The organism is Shewanella sp. MBTL60-007 (assembly GCF_019654915.1).
GTDB lineage: Bacteria > Pseudomonadota > Gammaproteobacteria > Enterobacterales > Shewanellaceae > Shewanella.
In genome coordinates this window covers 85,507-101,127 of the sequence record NZ_BPET01000011.1, presented here as the reverse complement: position 1 = coordinate 101,127, position 15,621 = coordinate 85,507, and the positions used below count along the sequence as shown (strand labels likewise).

The 15,621-nt window shown below is 47.4% G+C and carries 10 protein-coding genes and 1 pseudogene; 2 read left to right on the top strand and 9 right to left on the bottom strand.

Features of this window, described 5'->3' with window-relative positions; translation table 11 throughout:
* Both K5Q92_RS05800 and K5Q92_RS05795 read left to right on the top strand, forming a co-directional pair.
* Nucleotides 1-801: pseudogene (locus K5Q92_RS05800) on the top strand (ISL3 family transposase); the annotation flags it as partial.
* 2 nt (nt 802-803) lie between these two features.
* Nucleotides 804-1,517 (top strand): endonuclease, encoded by a 714-nt coding sequence (locus K5Q92_RS05795; protein ID WP_232015275.1) that lies wholly within the window; start codon nt 804-806, stop codon nt 1,515-1,517.
* A gap of 408 nt (nt 1,518-1,925) precedes the next feature.
* On the opposite strand, the gene K5Q92_RS05790 is transcribed toward K5Q92_RS05795, so the two are convergent.
* The 9 genes from K5Q92_RS05790 to K5Q92_RS05750 form a co-directional block, all read right to left on the bottom strand.
* The gene (locus K5Q92_RS05790; protein WP_004249372.1) at nt 1,926-3,965 is read right to left on the bottom strand and encodes an ATP-binding protein; all 2,040 of its coding nucleotides are present in this window, start codon (nt 3,963-3,965) and stop codon (nt 1,926-1,928) included.
* Entirely contained in the window at nt 3,962-5,380 is a 1,419-nt protein-coding gene (locus K5Q92_RS05785; RefSeq protein ID WP_004249371.1) for an SIR2 family protein, read from the bottom strand. The genes K5Q92_RS05790 and K5Q92_RS05785 overlap by 4 nt, the downstream gene beginning before the upstream one ends.
* A 458-nt stretch (nt 5,381-5,838) precedes the next feature.
* The gene (gene traN / locus K5Q92_RS05780; RefSeq protein ID WP_004249370.1) at nt 5,839-9,531 is read right to left on the bottom strand and encodes a conjugal transfer protein TraN; all 3,693 of its coding nucleotides are present in this window, start codon (nt 9,529-9,531) and stop codon (nt 5,839-5,841) included.
* 2 nt (nt 9,532-9,533) lie between these two features.
* Complete coding sequence (locus K5Q92_RS05775) at nt 9,534-10,562, bottom strand: TraU family protein (RefSeq protein WP_048608535.1); 1,029 nt, start codon at nt 10,560-10,562, stop codon at nt 9,534-9,536.
* Entirely contained in the window at nt 10,546-11,670 is a 1,125-nt protein-coding gene (locus K5Q92_RS05770) for a TrbC family F-type conjugative pilus assembly protein (protein WP_048608537.1), read from the bottom strand. Before K5Q92_RS05770 ends, K5Q92_RS05775 begins: the two co-directional genes overlap by 17 nt.
* 10 nt (nt 11,671-11,680) lie before the next feature.
* A complete protein-coding gene (locus K5Q92_RS05765; protein ID WP_172689549.1) occupies nt 11,681-12,193 on the bottom strand; it encodes a S26 family signal peptidase in 513 nt (170 codons plus the stop codon).
* A complete protein-coding gene (locus K5Q92_RS05760; protein ID WP_048608540.1) occupies nt 12,177-12,524 on the bottom strand; it encodes a hypothetical protein in 348 nt (115 codons plus the stop codon). Before K5Q92_RS05760 ends, K5Q92_RS05765 begins: the two co-directional genes overlap by 17 nt.
* Entirely contained in the window at nt 12,517-14,916 is a 2,400-nt protein-coding gene (gene traC, locus K5Q92_RS05755; protein ID WP_048608542.1) for a type IV secretion system protein TraC, read from the bottom strand. Before traC ends, K5Q92_RS05760 begins: the two co-directional genes overlap by 8 nt.
* Nucleotides 14,916-15,608 carry a DsbC family protein gene (locus K5Q92_RS05750; RefSeq protein WP_001228924.1) on the bottom strand — a complete coding sequence of 231 codons (693 nt, stop codon included), beginning with the start codon at nt 15,606-15,608 and terminating at the stop codon, nt 14,916-14,918. Before K5Q92_RS05750 ends, traC begins: the two co-directional genes overlap by 1 nt.
* Nucleotides 15,609-15,621: the final 13 nt, after the last annotated feature.

Sequence of the window (15,621 nt, the reverse complement as noted above, 5' to 3'; positions counted from 1 at the left end):
ACCGCTGCATTCTGACCAACATTGAGGAGCGAACCCTGCTCGACCTGCTGGCCACCCGCCGCCAGGACGTGGTGACCAACTACCTGATGAAGCTGAAAGACCGGCAGAAGGTCGAGATCGTCAGCATGGACATGTGGAACCCCTACCGGGCAGCGGTCAAGGCTGTGCTGCCCCAGGCCCGTATCGTGGTCGATAAGTTCCATGTGGTGCGCATGGCCAACGATGCCCTAGAGAGTGCGCAAGGGCTCCAGAAAGGAGCTGAAACCGTCCCAGAGCCGGACTCTCAAGGGAGACCGGAAAATCCTGCTGAAACGCGCTCACGAAGTCTCAGACCGGGAACGCTTCATCATGGAGACCTGGACAGGCGCATTCCCGCAACTGCTGGCCGCCTACGAGCACAAGGAACGCTTTTACGGCATCTGGGACGCCACCACACGACCCCAGGCAGAAACCGCCCTGGACGACTGGATAGCCACCATTCCGAAGGGCCAGAAGGAAGTCTGGAGCGATCTGGTCAGGGCTGTGGGCAACTGGCGCGAAGAGATCATGACCTACTTCGAGACGGACATGCCCGTCACCAATGCTTACACGGAGTCCATCAACCGACTGGCCAAGGACAAGAACCGTGAAGGGCGAGGTTACTCCTTCGAGGTGATGCGGGCACGAATGCTCTACACTACGAAGCACAAGAAGAAGGCTCCGACTGCGAAGGTCTCTCCGTTCTACAAGAAAACCATCGGTTACGGACTGCCGGACTTCGCAGAGGAACTCAACTACGGGGTCGATCTATCAACCATCTGAGGGTGGTATCAGGTTGGTGGGGTGAAGGTGCCCCATCAACCATTAAATCCGTATACCCTTTCTTTATAGCGTTATTCGCTATACCTGCAATTGCAGAACACCCCACATCGTTCAGTCAGGCAAAACGATTTGCCCGAGAAATTTACCAAGACAACCAGAGTACGTTTTACTGTGGATGTAGCTATAGCAATGATGGTGCGATTGATGCTGCATCTTGCGGATATGAACCAAGAAAGCAACCGAAACGAGGTGAACGCTTAGAGTGGGAACATGTAGTCTCAGCTTGGGAAATTGGCCATCAACGCCAATGCTGGCAAAATGGTGGTCGTCGGAACTGCGAAAAGAATGATCCTGAGTTTTCTAAAATGGTTTCGGATCTCCATAACCTCGTACCATCTGTAGGAGAGCTCAATGGGGATAGGTCAAATTTTCGATTTGGCATGATTCCGAATGAACCAAGATCCTATGGTCAATGTGATTTCGAAGTTGATTTCAAAGACCGTCGAGCAGAACCACCAGCTAACCGTCAGGGTGATATTGCTAGAATTTATTTCTACATGCGAGATCAATACGGCCTAAGACTCAGTAGGCAACAAACTCAGCTATTTGAAGCTTGGTCAAGAATGGACCCTGTTGACGAATGGGAAAAAGTGCGTGATTTTAAGATTAAAACTATTCAAGGTAACTCTAACTGCCATGTGTCAAATAGCTGTTAATTGAAACTAGCTGAGACAAACTTGTTGGACAAGGTTCTTTTAGCGAAAATCAGATTAACATTACTAAAATTAATCTGATAGTCGGCAACTGCCAAAGTGGACGTTCGGATCTGACTCGCTTTTGAACCATCATCAGCTTTGTCGAATTAAGTCGAATTTTCAATCAATCGTAATTCCCCCAAATTTCTCTCGTATAGCGTCGTTAATATCTATGCATTTAATAAATTGTCAGAAAGGAACCCTAAGTCACTTTGGAAAGTACCCGTTTATCGAAATTAGCGTAATAGCCTATTGATTCGCACACCACTAATAGTTCACGCCACTCATCGCTTTGGAACAAATGCGCCATAGAAAGTTAATCTTATTCGTATTGTTAAGCATCTATTTGGCGCTAATTTGGCTGGTAAATTAATCTCTGTTTTGCCATTCTTCAACGATTGGCTGCCAGTTTACTTCACGAGGCTCACCTGTGGAGTTAGACCATACGTCCCAAAAGTCAGGATCATCAGACTGAGGCCTTTGCTCTTCACTAAGTTCTTTCATTCGAACTAACACCGGTAGTTCTGAAGCCCATCCGAGTAAAATTGCATGTCGAGATGGTAGCGATGGTAGCTCTCTTAATAGCCCCCTCATGTTATCGGGAACAAGCCTATGAACTTGTTCTTGGTCTCTATCATTGCTAATTCTGTGCAGTAAAAAAGTATTACATTGAGAAAGAACAGTAGGAGATAACTCAGAAGGTCGTTGGGATGATACTACTAGTCCCAAACCAAATTTACGCCCTTCGCGAGCGATTTTTTCAAATACTTTGCAGCACACATCAGAAACTGATTGACTCTCACTTTCTTCTTTGTATCGTTTGATAAATGTATGAGCTTCCTCTGCAACCATTACTGTTGGTAATGGTTTTCCATTCATCTTCCGATATCGTTGAAGAGCTTCAAAAGTCACTCTAGAGATTACTGCTGTTACAAGATGGATAATTTCATTGGGAACTAGTGATAGGTCGATAACAGTGATAGCACCATGAGTATCCTTCCCAAGAAAAGTATCTAGCCAATCAGTTAAACTTATTGGTTCCTCAGAATCTTTAGTAACTGCACTAATTCGGGTGTCACCTAGCATTGTGCGAATTCGAGTCAAAAGAAATTCCATGAACTGCTCAGTTCCCGTTTCTTGTGCTAAAGCTTCGAGATAGGCGACGAAGTCATCACCTTCAAAGCGAATAGGCGTATCTTCACTTTTCGGGAGAAGTTCTTGTTCATCACCACCAAGTGCAACATGAGCTTCTTTTAACTCAGAAATCAACTTATCAGTATCACTGACTTCAGGCTTAGCAGGCCACTGTGCTCCTCTTCTGGAAGATAGGTAAGTATTTATCGTGCTTATTACACTATTGAAAGGTTGGTTGTGGATTTTTTCGTTTAATGTTATGAGGCTAGTTTCCCATGACGTTAAACTTTCAACTAAGCCTTTGGCATGACCACCATTCACATATATCTGCCCTTGACTTGCTAGTTGCCTTATTGAAACTAAAAGTATTCCGCAAAAATGTTTTGCTTGAATTGTCACATCATCTTCTGACAACACATCATTTCTCATCGCCCTCAAAGCTCGTCGTAGTAATGGGAGTTGAACTTTTGAACTTGCCTGAGTGAACGCCCCCCATTCTGAACTGTTCCATAGCCATGATGGTACTTTAAGTTCTAACTCACCATAATCAGAGTTAGCCTCTACGCGCAATAAATTCCCCTTATATTTTGACTTTGGACCAAATGCTCGGCTGTACTCCCCGTTAGGATCAAGTATTATAAATCGAGCGTTCGGAGTTTGGCCCTGTTGTAAAACTGCGTCCAGTGACCATTGAATTAGTCCCGCCACAGAGCAAGATTTACCACTACCTGTGTTGCCTAAAACAGCTATATGTCGCCCAAAAAGCTTATCGGGGTCGATTTTTATTTCTGCATTGTTAGCTAGAGGACTATCTCCTATTTTAACCCTTCTGTTTTCACCTGATTCGATTATTGAGTTTAATTGTTGGTCAGTAGGTAAAAGCACTGAATCACCAACTGAAGGAAATGCATCTGTTCCTCTGGTGAATTTGAAACCATCGTTTTTTCTATCGCTTCTCAATGTACCAACGGGGTTGATACTGAGCTTTTTTAGAGGAAAAGGTAAGTCTATCAAGCCAAAATCTTGCAAGCCTCTTCTTTTGGGGTATGGCGAGTGTTCTACTGCGATCCACTCAACTTGACCAACTAGAAATCCATCATCACTGTTTATAAGCACATAACTGTTGATTCGAGGAAAGTTGCGAGGTGAGCCTCCTTGAAGAGAGACTGAGTCTGGGGAATCAATTTCTAAGGAAACTCTAATTTCACTAGGCGATACAAAACCAACGGTTCCGATTCGTAACTGTTCCAGTCTTTCTATAGGCAAGTAACTCATGATGTTACCTCGGTGGTAGTTGCATTACCTGAGTGTTCTGACTGGATAAAGCCTCGCTGTTTTAGTAATTCGGCCATCTTTATTGATGCTTTATCTATGGCTGGTTTAGGTAGATAGTTATCAACCAAAGTTTTTAGATCCCCCAAATGGTCACCCATTAGTAAAGTGATTTGAGCTTTTCTTCCACTTTTACCAATGAAGTTCATAATTCTTTCTAGCGGATCTCCGAAAGCAATGATGACTAGATGGGTAGATGGAACGGTAAGCATATCTTCAATTACTCTGTTTATATGCTCATCACCAAAGCTATAGCCATACGTGACTAATGTACTGTTTGGACGGCTAGTCGCTGCTGCTAAGTCTCTAAATAACTCTACATAGGGGTACTCAGCGGTTTCTCTATCTTTGACTGAATTAGGGTAAATCATAAGTTGTTCATAACTATCGCTTTCGTGCCCCTCTGCTTCTAGAAACGGTTCAACAGAGCGAGCTCCAAAAGGTAGGCCAAAGCGCCTAATCGCACCATCTTGTTCGTGCCAATCTAGAGAACCGTGAAGTTTGGTAAAACGTGCCACTCCTTCCAAATATCTTGGTTCACCACGTATTCCCGGAGGGTTATAGTGATAATCAACTTCTAATCTTGAGGATCTAAAAACGGGAGCAATACTTCCAACAAAACGGTCTATGAGTCTTAAACCAGCAAGTTCAGCACCAACCTCGATAATTCGGTCATAGTTCGTTGTAAAAATATGCAATCTGTCGCGTGTAGCGGTTCTACTTGCAAAGCTCATTAAGAAACTCACAAGATAATTGAAAGTTTCCTCTTTTCGTTTTTTTTCAGCACTTTTAATTAAGTGTTCTCCTGTACTGACAGATTTTGAAAACTCACCTAGACATCGAGACAATTCCCCCTTAATTGCAGCTAAATCAGCTTTTAGGTCTCTATAGGCTGCATATGGAGCCGGGGGGTTTTCAGGTTGCGGGCTATCCAACACTGTTAAAATTTCAAGACCTTTGATAAGTTCATTAATAGCTCTAATTTGATCTTCTATATTTCCTTGTGCGCGACCAGCCGATTTGGCAGCTTTTGTAGCGAATTCATTTATTTCGCTTTGACAGACCGCTAGATCACTGATCCACCCCATTCCAACGGGTGGCACGCCTGTAGCCGACATTTGAATAGACGTACTTAAACCCGCACCGATCAATAGATTTAAATGTTCGGATTGAAAAAGTGCTGTTAACCAAGGCTCAATATTTTGGCGTAATTTCTCTATTGATATTTTAGAACCCTGTTCTCCCCATGAAGTATTCGTTGATAGGATAAAAGGATAAGAATCACTTTGCTCATTGGAGTTTGGTGTTAGCTCAATAATATCAGGAACACTGCCAACTTTAATTTGCTGAATAGTCATAAATACACTTCTCATATTTGTGTGAAAGATATAGCGTTGGGGACACAAACGTCTGCCATGAATATTTACAACTTAAGCCGTTGGCATTGAATCATCCGTCACAACTATCTGAAATCCTTAGTACATCTTCAATCTCGACACCAAGGTGTTCAATCGTGCTTTCGAGCTTAGCATGACATTTTACAATACAGAACGTTTGCATACATATTTGAGGTATCCAAGCCCAAATATGTATGAATTAAAAATGAAGATATTGAGAAAAGTGGCTTAGCTGGGTTGGTCGATTTTGGTTGGCCACGTCAGTTCCTCGCTCATAGCTATCTGTCCGATGTCCAACTCTATTTATCGAAACTACTACAAACACATTTTTGCAAATTTGTCGCAGTTACATAAATGCATATTGATTATTTTTTCTGCTCCATTAGTCCTGCAAAACGGGGCTAACGGAGCAATTTATTCTAATTGTTCCCCGAGACTTCTTCCGTTGCCTCCTGGCGAAGTTTCTGGGCATCCATTCCGTTTAGCCGTTCAATGGCTCTATCTGCGGCACTCTGACGATTTCCATCAACGTTTAGCGTACTTCCTGAGCCTGTGAGTCGTTCCAGATCCAGTGACGGTACTTCGGGTAGGTTGCCTGTTATCGACAAGATACCTATCCATTCATCGAGATTGACTTGGCTCCAATCTACCTGGTTTAACTGACTCGCGGTCAAACCTTCACAGTTTGGTGACTTGGCACTGCCCCAACCAAGGCCCAATTGAGGGCGTACTTGTTCTTGAATGATCCGTGAAAGTGGCGAAGTAAAACAGCAATATGACTGCCGTTTTTCAACACAGGCACCTAAGAACTTAGACTTGCAGTAAGAGCCTACATAGTGGCAACTCTTCAATACCCGCTTGGCGTTCATTTCAAACTCGCTCTGCTCACATTTCCAGATAAGCTGAATGAGGATCATAGTGACTGAATAAATCATGTAGGCCGTCATAACCGTACTCAGAACCGCGCCCGCAGCGCCCCCCAGGGCAAAGTTACCACCCGAAACGACACCATCGGCTCCAACCGCACCACCAACGTTACTAAACAGTGCCGATTGCGCCCCCGAACCAAACGTAGAGCCTACCCACTCAGCCGTTTTGTTGGTCAACACCTGCATAAAGCCAGTCGCAGCTTGCTCCGCTCCCGCGCCAGCAGCCGTTGATGGCCCAGCCCCCATGAGAGAGTCCCATGCAGACACAAAAGGCTCTTTAACCGCACTCCAGGTACTGGTGATTGGTTCCCTGAGCGTATTCCACGAACCATAGATTGCCGAAGACGGATTCATGGCCATGACTGCCGTATCAAGCTTGTTGACCGCAACTATCATCGTGATGTAATCCGATAGCGACACGCCACTTGGCTTTTCACAGCAATCCACTATGCCGCCAACGGCTTTTTTGCACTGGCCAGCATTACCTTTAAAGACCGTACACTCGACGTTATCTTGGCCATCAGCTCCTGTGCATGACATATCATTGGTCATAAACTGCGCCGCATTAAGCATCGCAGCGGCCTCTGCAAAGTTAGCCTGCTTGATTGACTCTGGCTCTAAACAATCTGTGCCCATACAGCGAACTGGCCCCTCACAGTTGTATTGAGTTTCCATTCGAGCGTTTTGCACTTCAACGCTTTGTCCGCAGTCATACACCAAACTTTGGATATAACAGAAGCCTTCATGACCAGCCCCGCCCTCAGTACATTCGGTTCTGACGTACTGGCAGGCCGGATTTTGCTCTAGCGCGGCACACGTATTGGTGGTCGTGTTTTGTCCGTTATTGACGATGGTTTGTGTATTACCATTGGCATCTACCCAGCTATCTGAGCTGCCCATGTTGAACTCTGGGTGAGCAGTCGAGGCATTATAGGTCGCTTTTGCCCTCCAGCATGAGAGCCCCAGTCCATCAGAGCTGCCACGACTGGTTAAATGAGCAGGAGACGAAACAACAGCCGGATAAAGACTTCCAAGCTTCGCCAACTCGCTACTACCAACCGTTAACCCGTCGATTCGTTTTGTGCCCGTATCCAAACACTGCCACTGCACCGCAGTAAACTGATCCGTTTGCATCAAGCATTGGTCTATGCCCGGATCACTTGATTGATGAACAACGTCTTGCTCTAAGTACTTGCCGGAGAAGGTCAAGGAAGCACTCAGTTTCGCAGGAGCCAAACACTTCTGAACTTCTCGGCTGCAAGTGTCGAAATCGACTTTGTTCCAGCCGGAATCGCATCTGGAACGAGTGACCTCCTGGGGTTCATGCCACGAAATAATCGAACCATTGACGACTTTACACAATGAGCCAACCAAGGTTCCTTTTGGACAGGTCATTTCAGGGTATTTAATGGACGGTTTCGTCTCAGTCACCGTCTCCTTATTGCCCGTCAATGAGAGTGTCGTTTTCCAGCCATTTGCCTTGGATGGCGACTCGGTGATTTTTATCTCAGTATTTTGATTATCAAAAATCCTCAGCGTAGCGTTTCCAGTTTGCATAGTACTGCTGTGCTGTGGAACAAAACTGAGCGTTTCGGAGCTAAAGCAACCACGCTCAATGGACCAGCTTTGTTGATGGGTTTCAGCGGATACACGTCGCTCTAACTGACACTGAGTAAGCGTGCTGATCTTCTCGCACACCTGGTAATCGGGTACATGCTTGGTTTCAGTAAATGGCGTGATCGTCTGAGTAGGCTCACAGGCTTCAAAACTACTCGGCATAAGATTGGATACCACACACTTTGGATCGCTGGTTTGCAATCCACAGTCATAGGTATCGGTAAAACGAGTGCATTCACCTTTATCATTGGTCTCGGCACATTCTGACGACATGAATCCACAGGAAGGATTCGCTTCAAGCACTTGGCAGGCCTGATTTTCAATCCCTTTATAGCTTTCATCATCCACACTCACTTGCACACGACGACACAAAGGCGATATGCCAGCCACTGGGCTTGGGGCAAAATAGGACTCACAAACTGAAACACCATTGACCACCGTACATCCGTTGGTTGAAGAAGGCTGATCCGTGCATTGAATGCTGTAGTCTGAAAACTTCGTCGGGATATCCGCTGCTTGTTCGATACAGGATTGTGGCGACCAACTATCATTCATCACCACCTTGGTTGGATCAAAGCGCACCTTGATGCGTGCATACCCCTCACCACTACCCGTAACCGATACGCGAATTTTTACCGGCACTTCTAAACCGGGTTCTACCGCTTTTAGCCTGGCAGTGAGATCGGTATTTGGATTGCGCTCCCAACTGGTACTGAGCTCGCAGCGACCTGACGTTTCTGGTGGAAAGTTATTGTTCGGCCCAGACCAGACTTTCTGATCGCCAAGCCAAACTTGCATGTAGTCATCCCATTTAGCGTACTCAAGAACGGCTGAGGTAATCGCATCGGGGTTCACGACTTTGAGTGTGATGGCCTGTTCAAACACTTTACAACGGCCACTCCAGTAGTTGTCGCCAATTCGTCCAATCCAAACTTCAAGACACCCCTCACCACAAGAGCGAAGGTTCATCGGTCCAGAAACATGCTCAATAATGCCTGCCGTGTAATCGTGAGTAATAGTGCAGCTGTTAACCGCTGTATTGAGCCTGTCACATTGCTGGTAATTTGGGCTGCCTTCACCTTGAGACTCACAGCCGGGGAAGCTTTGGGTTAATAGATTGGGGTCAGTTTGAACCGCATCAGTTAATGCCCAAAGCGGATCATTGACCATATCTGGCCGAGACCTGTCTTTGATTTGCTGTAGCGAACGAAATGCTTCACCCGTAGCGCCACTTTCGGATGCCATGCTCTCTTGGCGCTGTGTCCCCAATTGATTCATGCTGGCATCAGAGCCATAAACGCCCGTTAAGACATCCAATGAGCCCTGATCCATACCAGGGAAAAGCTCTTGCAAGTTAATGGACTCATTACCACTGCCATTCGGCACCGACAATGTATTGCCATTGAGTGCGGGCATCGTCCAGTTTTGCAGCAATTGCTTACCTTCTTGTTGTCCGCTTAGGCCGGATTGGCGCTGCACATCAGCGGCCACACCATGTAAGGGCAGGCACGCCATAGTGATTGATAAAATACCCGCTAAAACTCGGGTAAAAAGTGTTGGTTTCATGGTTAACCTCCCGAGTTACAGCAGTCTTGCCAGCGCCACAAAATGTAGAGCGCATCTTCACCGGCACCGGGGATCGTTCGCCACTCTCCCCATTTCATGGTGCTTTCACCGATGACATGCGCACTTTCAGTTTCCGGTACAGGGAAGAACATACTCATCTTGTATTGGGATTTCGGCAGCATGGGTTCGATAACAGGTCGGCATAGCGCACTGTTCCCCATTGTTCGCCTAGCAAGACCACGCCTGTGTTGAGCCGCGATTGCACGCGCCGCTAAATGGCTGGTGTTTTCTGCTAATGAGCCAAAGGCTAAGGTGTGGCCAGATAACGGGTAGAGATGGCCCCAACTGCCAGCACACCAAAACAACTGATCGATGGGTTTACCAAGCGTTGATGAAGCAGCGTCAGCGGTACAAGCCGAAATAGCCAATGGATTAGCAACAGCAGCCGCTTCAGGCTGAGTAAAAAAGGCCAGTTCATCGTTAAGCCATGTTGGGTCCAATTCCGACAAATACATCAAGTCAAAGTCCATGTAACCATCGGCATTGCAATTGCCATCCATGAACAAATCAAGCATGACCAAAAGCGGAAAGGCGTAATAATGGTAATGGTAGAACGCAAGATCGCCGGTATCGTATTCACCTTCACCATGACCACCTTGCAGTCGTCTATCACCTAACGGTAAACGGATCCCTCCCATGGAAGGCGAACAACCCGGCGTTCTGACCAATTCAATCAGACGCGCTGGCTCCCACATGCTGGTAACAATACCTGGCCTTGGCACGCCTAAGTTGTCTTCACACAAGCAAAATGACTTGTTTGATGCGCCGCTTGGGACATTGCCAGAGCCAAGAGGAAGCCCTGCAACCCGGATAGGAAAAATGCATGACCAGCAAACATCCGTCAGCAACTTGCCAGACAATAAACCCGCGTCTGGGCAGGTCAGTTCGGCTTTTGCAGGAATAGATGCGCCCAGGACAAGCATGACAACGAGAGTCCGCATCAGACGATACGTATTATTGAGCTTTTGCATGAACAAGCTCCTTTGCTGGAATTTCTTCTATTTCAAACGCGAGCCCCTTTGCTTGAACAAACGACGGGGTGACTTGCAAATCAAAGCGCTGCTTTAGCGAGGCATTGAGAAGGTAAACCGGACTGTCCAATGTCTTTTCGAGCGCATTGAGGCTATTCCAACCTTGAGCACGGTCGAGCTGCGTGGTGATAAGCGTAATGCGGCGCAGTGTCCTATCTTGGCCCTCAAGCCAATGCGAAACTGCGTCCACTTCTTCAGCGTCCGACGCATTAAACACCACAAGCTGCTGAGTAAATGGCAAGGCTTTGAGCGGGTTAATACGCGTTCCTGCTGGGATCAATGTTCGGCCATTGGCATCCAATAGTGGCCGCTTCATGACGATGGTTGGATCAACCATTCTTATCCGATACTGCGTGGCTTTGGGTAAGTCAGTGAAAGTTTGGCGAGACCAGAAACGCTCAATGGCTTTTTTCTTTAACGCGCCCAGGTCAAGCGACTGTAAACGCTGCATCGCCACTTGCATCAAATCCGGTTCTAAAATGGAATGAATCGGACCGCGTTGACCCAAAGATCCGGTATTGCCTGTTTCAATTTGACGTTGCAACCAGTCCTTGCTGTAAACCCCTAGTGCACTTGCAGTCACCTTGTCATCTTCTATGCGGAAAATGGCAGGCACGCTAGTCACCCGCCAGTGCACAAAGGCTTTCGGATCGATTCGAACCTGAGGAACAGGATCAAGTCCCGCCATCAGGGTATGCCAATCACGGATAGCCGCCCCCAAGGTCTTTCCTTCAGGAATTCCCCGAAACAACACAATAGCGCCGGTAGCACTGGCCTCTTTAAATAGCTGCATCAGTGAGGAATCCCCCAGTGAGGACGACGCAAATATCAACCATTCATCGTTGTGTTTGAGCGACTTAGGTTGTTCAATCGGTGAAAAAGGCTCGATAAATTCAGATGAACCATCCACAGCACTTTGTAAAATGCTGCGGCTCATTTCGACGATCTTTTTGTCCTCGTCAGACAACGGATAAGGCTCTTGTGCCCAGGACACTTGACTAAAAGCCAATGGCGCAACCAACAAAAATAAGAGGCATAGTCTTCTCATCTTCCACCTCCTACCAAAGCGGCCAAGCGCGACCAACAATCTGCTCGCGCTTAACGGCATTCCAATAGCGGGAGTCGAAACTCGTAGCAGCCTCGCCGGAAAACCAATATTCGTTTTCTTGCAGCGTCAATGAGCGGCTAAATTCTGTTTCAGCCACACCAAGACGCTGGGCTAATGCCATGCCGGTTGAGACTTCAGCACCGTTCACCAGCACATGCTCAGGCGTCACATTGACTTCATCCCCAGGCATCCCTGTTAGGCGTTTCAACATACGAGTACCGTCGTTATATAACGGAGCGAGTCCTTTTGAGTGGAAGGCATACAAACCATCCTTAACGGGCTCTTTATTCCATAGGTCAATCAGATACACCGTGGTATCAGGCAGGCAGCGCTCTTGCTGGGTATCAATCCCTATTCGGTAGCGCATCATGGCGTAGGTGCCTACCAAGGCCATGATTAACGCAAGAATGGTCAAACGGATGAGATATGGCCGCCAAGGCATTCTTTTACGGAGTATCTGCATGAGACACCTCCTTTGATCCTACTGGCACGAATACAGAATCATCTGCACCCACCACCGCTTGGGCATCCAGCACGATAAAACCGGCTGCTTTTAGCTTTTCAATTTGCTGATTGGTCTGAAGCAACCTGGATTCGATGTCTTGTTCGCTGGCATTGGGGCCAAGTGACAACACCGCCTCCCCAAAATCCACGACAGCAATGGGCGTACTTAACGCCAACTGGCTGTGGATGGGGTCGAGTGTTTTCATTAAGAGCCAGCTGGTCATTAAACCGCTACCAGCAATAGACAAAGTAATAGAAGCCATAAATGGCCAAAGCGTGGTCTTATTCATAGCCTCGCTCCTTTAACAACTGGGAGATGGCATCAGCAACAGAAAGGCCTTTGCGCGTTAACTGCTTAATCGCGTTTACATCTTCTGCACGGGAAGAGTACAACAGCTTGTGAAACGGATCGACGATGAGGCGGCCAATCCCGGTGCCCATCTCGGTAATAAAGAAAATTTCGGAATAGACACCCGTGACGGTATGAACGGTTTTCAGGTACTCATAACCGCCTTCACCGAGTGGCAAGCGGCCTTCTTTTTTGAGCGCGTTGATGGTTTCAGCTTTTTGGCCAAGCAGGTACATATTGGCCGAGTTTTCAGCGATGGCTTTACCTGTAGGGCTGTCATACAAATCGTTGACCGACTGCGTTACCGTTACAGCACTGCCGCCATATTTTCGAAATCGACGGTAACCGGTCTCGATGAACTTACCGACATCACCTTGAGTCAGCAGATCCCAGGCTTCGTCGATGAACACAATCTTGCGACGATCCCGCTCACCTAAATACATCTCTTGTTGGATTTGGTAGATAAGCTGAAGCAACACCACTTGTTGTAGATGCTTACGCCCCTTTAGCTCTTCTAACTCCAGAACGGTGAAACGGTTTTTGAAGCGAATATTGTTGTGGCCATTAAAGAAGCGGCCATATTCGCCTTGTGTCGTAAACGGATAGAGCTGTTCACCCACGTCTTGCACACGACGGTCATCGTGATTTTTCAAAGCCTCTGCCACATCATCAACCAACATGGCACGACCTTTTTTCTCCCACAGTTCACGGGTCTGACGCTTTAGGTTGGCCATCTGAAAATCGGTTAATGACTGCGTAGGTGCGGCCATTGCGGCCAATAACCCAACTAGTACATCCGCTTCTTCGTCATAGTCCTCAACGATTTCAAACGGATTTAAGCAAATGCCACTGTCCCGCCCGAACTGTAAGAACTCACCGTCATAGACTTCACACAGCTTTTCATAGGAGCGGCCAACATCAATCACCCAGCATTGCCCACCTTCAGATAAGTAGGAGGAGATGATTTCGTTCACCAGGAATGACTTGCCCGACCCAGATTGCGCCGCGATGCAACAGTTGTAATTACTGCCCGAGTCATAAAGAGACACACTCATGATCTGGCCATTACGGGAAACAAAGTTAATCACTGGCGTGCCTGTACCTTTCCAATCCGCAAACAAAGGCAACAGAGGGATCACATGCCGTGTCGCCATGGTCTTGAATCGAAACAAGTCGTTCATCGCCTGGCGGTCAGCACCAAATGGCAAGGCATTCAGAAAAATGGGCAAACAGAAGTACTTGTCTTCCATCAGCTCAAATCCGAGTTCTTTGAAATAAGTTCGAGCATTTGAAACAGAGCTGATGGACGCTTCTTCAGTTGGTGAAAACAGCGTTAAGGTCATGTTTGCCCGAATAGGACGATCACCTTCTTGCAAGGCTTCAAAAAGAACATCAAATCCCTTTTTCTTGGCTGCAAGCACCGGCACAAACTTGAGCATCGGGCCATAGGCCTGATTGACCGCCCATTGACGCTTCGTCTCTAAACGAGATCGCATCGCCTCAGCTGAAGGAAAGTGAATGGTGACATTCAGCAAAAAGCTTCCGCGTAAACCGCGACTGCCCGTCATCATATCGCCCGCAAAACTTGCGGCATGACCAAACCAGATCCGCTCAGGCAAGCGCTTAAACGATAAGGTTTTAACTCGGTAATCACCCAGCATCAGACCTTGGCTATCCACCTTGATAGCCCGGTCATAATCCAACACTTGCTCTCGAAGTGGTTTATCTGCCTCACTTCGAATTGGAGATGGATTACGCCAAGAAGCATCTTTCCCCCAGTTAAGCTGCGCACTTAATGCCGCGAGCCAGTTCCGGTCAGTCATCTCAGTAACGCGAAAACCAACCGTTGTCAGCGCCTGCGAGAAAGAAGCCCGAAGCGCGGATGTTCGACTCAACTCACGCTCCGTCGGTATAGGACTTTCCAGAGGCAATTTGCAGGTGACGATCAGTTGAAAGTTGCGTACCTGAGTCTGGGTCGATTCTTCTATCGGTTGAACCGTGCCGCCATCGAGGAAATCCGCACGTTTGCGTATCGACGCCCTGAGCAATGGATCGGATTGACGATGCCGCAAGCCCATCATGAGCTGAAGGTCGGTTTGAATATCAGGCGAGGCGTACAGGCCAAATTGCAGCAAAGTGTCTTTTGGCCAGTCGTTGTTAAGTAGAACATTAACCCTGTCTGCAACAGACTCATCACCACCCGGCAATGGGTCACATAGAAAACCAAAGCCAACACTCTGGTCTTCCATGAAAAACAGTTGCTCATCGTCGGAATAGGCCAATACTGGCAACAGCTCTGAAGCGCGTTGCCCTGAATACAGAGAGGCTTTCATTAACGCCCCTCCAACCAAGCAGAAAGATCATAAGGACGGCCTCGGCTGATGCGACCATCATTGGCGACGATGAAAGGTACACCTTGAATGCCCAGAATTTGAGCCGTCACCAAGGTACGCTGCATTGGCTCCAAGTTGCAGGCATCATCCTGTTCTAGGTTACCAATCCGGCCATTGAGCAATGCATCGGTGGCCGCTTTCTTATCACGCGCACAGCCAAGTTGGCGAACCTGACGCTCTGAATCTGGACCAAGCACTGGCACAGGGAGTATTTGGAAGGTGTATTCTTTGGTTAACGGTAAGGCTTGCTTCAAAAGCTCATGGCAGTGCGGGCATCGTGGATCAACAAAGACCACCACTTTCTTTTTGCCTTCGCCCAGCGTCAGTGGGTTCAAATCATCCATTTTTAAGCCAAGACGACTTAAGTCCAGCGTGTTTCCCGCTTCACGAATCTCTTCAAGGCTGGTAAGCGGCTTTTTCGACCAGGCATCATAGAGCGTGCCATCAATGACGAACCGGCCACTGTCTGACATGAAAACAATACGGCCATTGCTTTCGACCGCTTTCATACCCGTGACAGGTAAAGAAACCATGCCGTCAATTTTGCCAACGGGCGACACTTCAGACACAGGTTCAGCTTGAACCAAAGGAGACAGCGCAAGCGCCAGAATGATTGGAGATAGTTTTCGCATGAGGAGTCCTCGT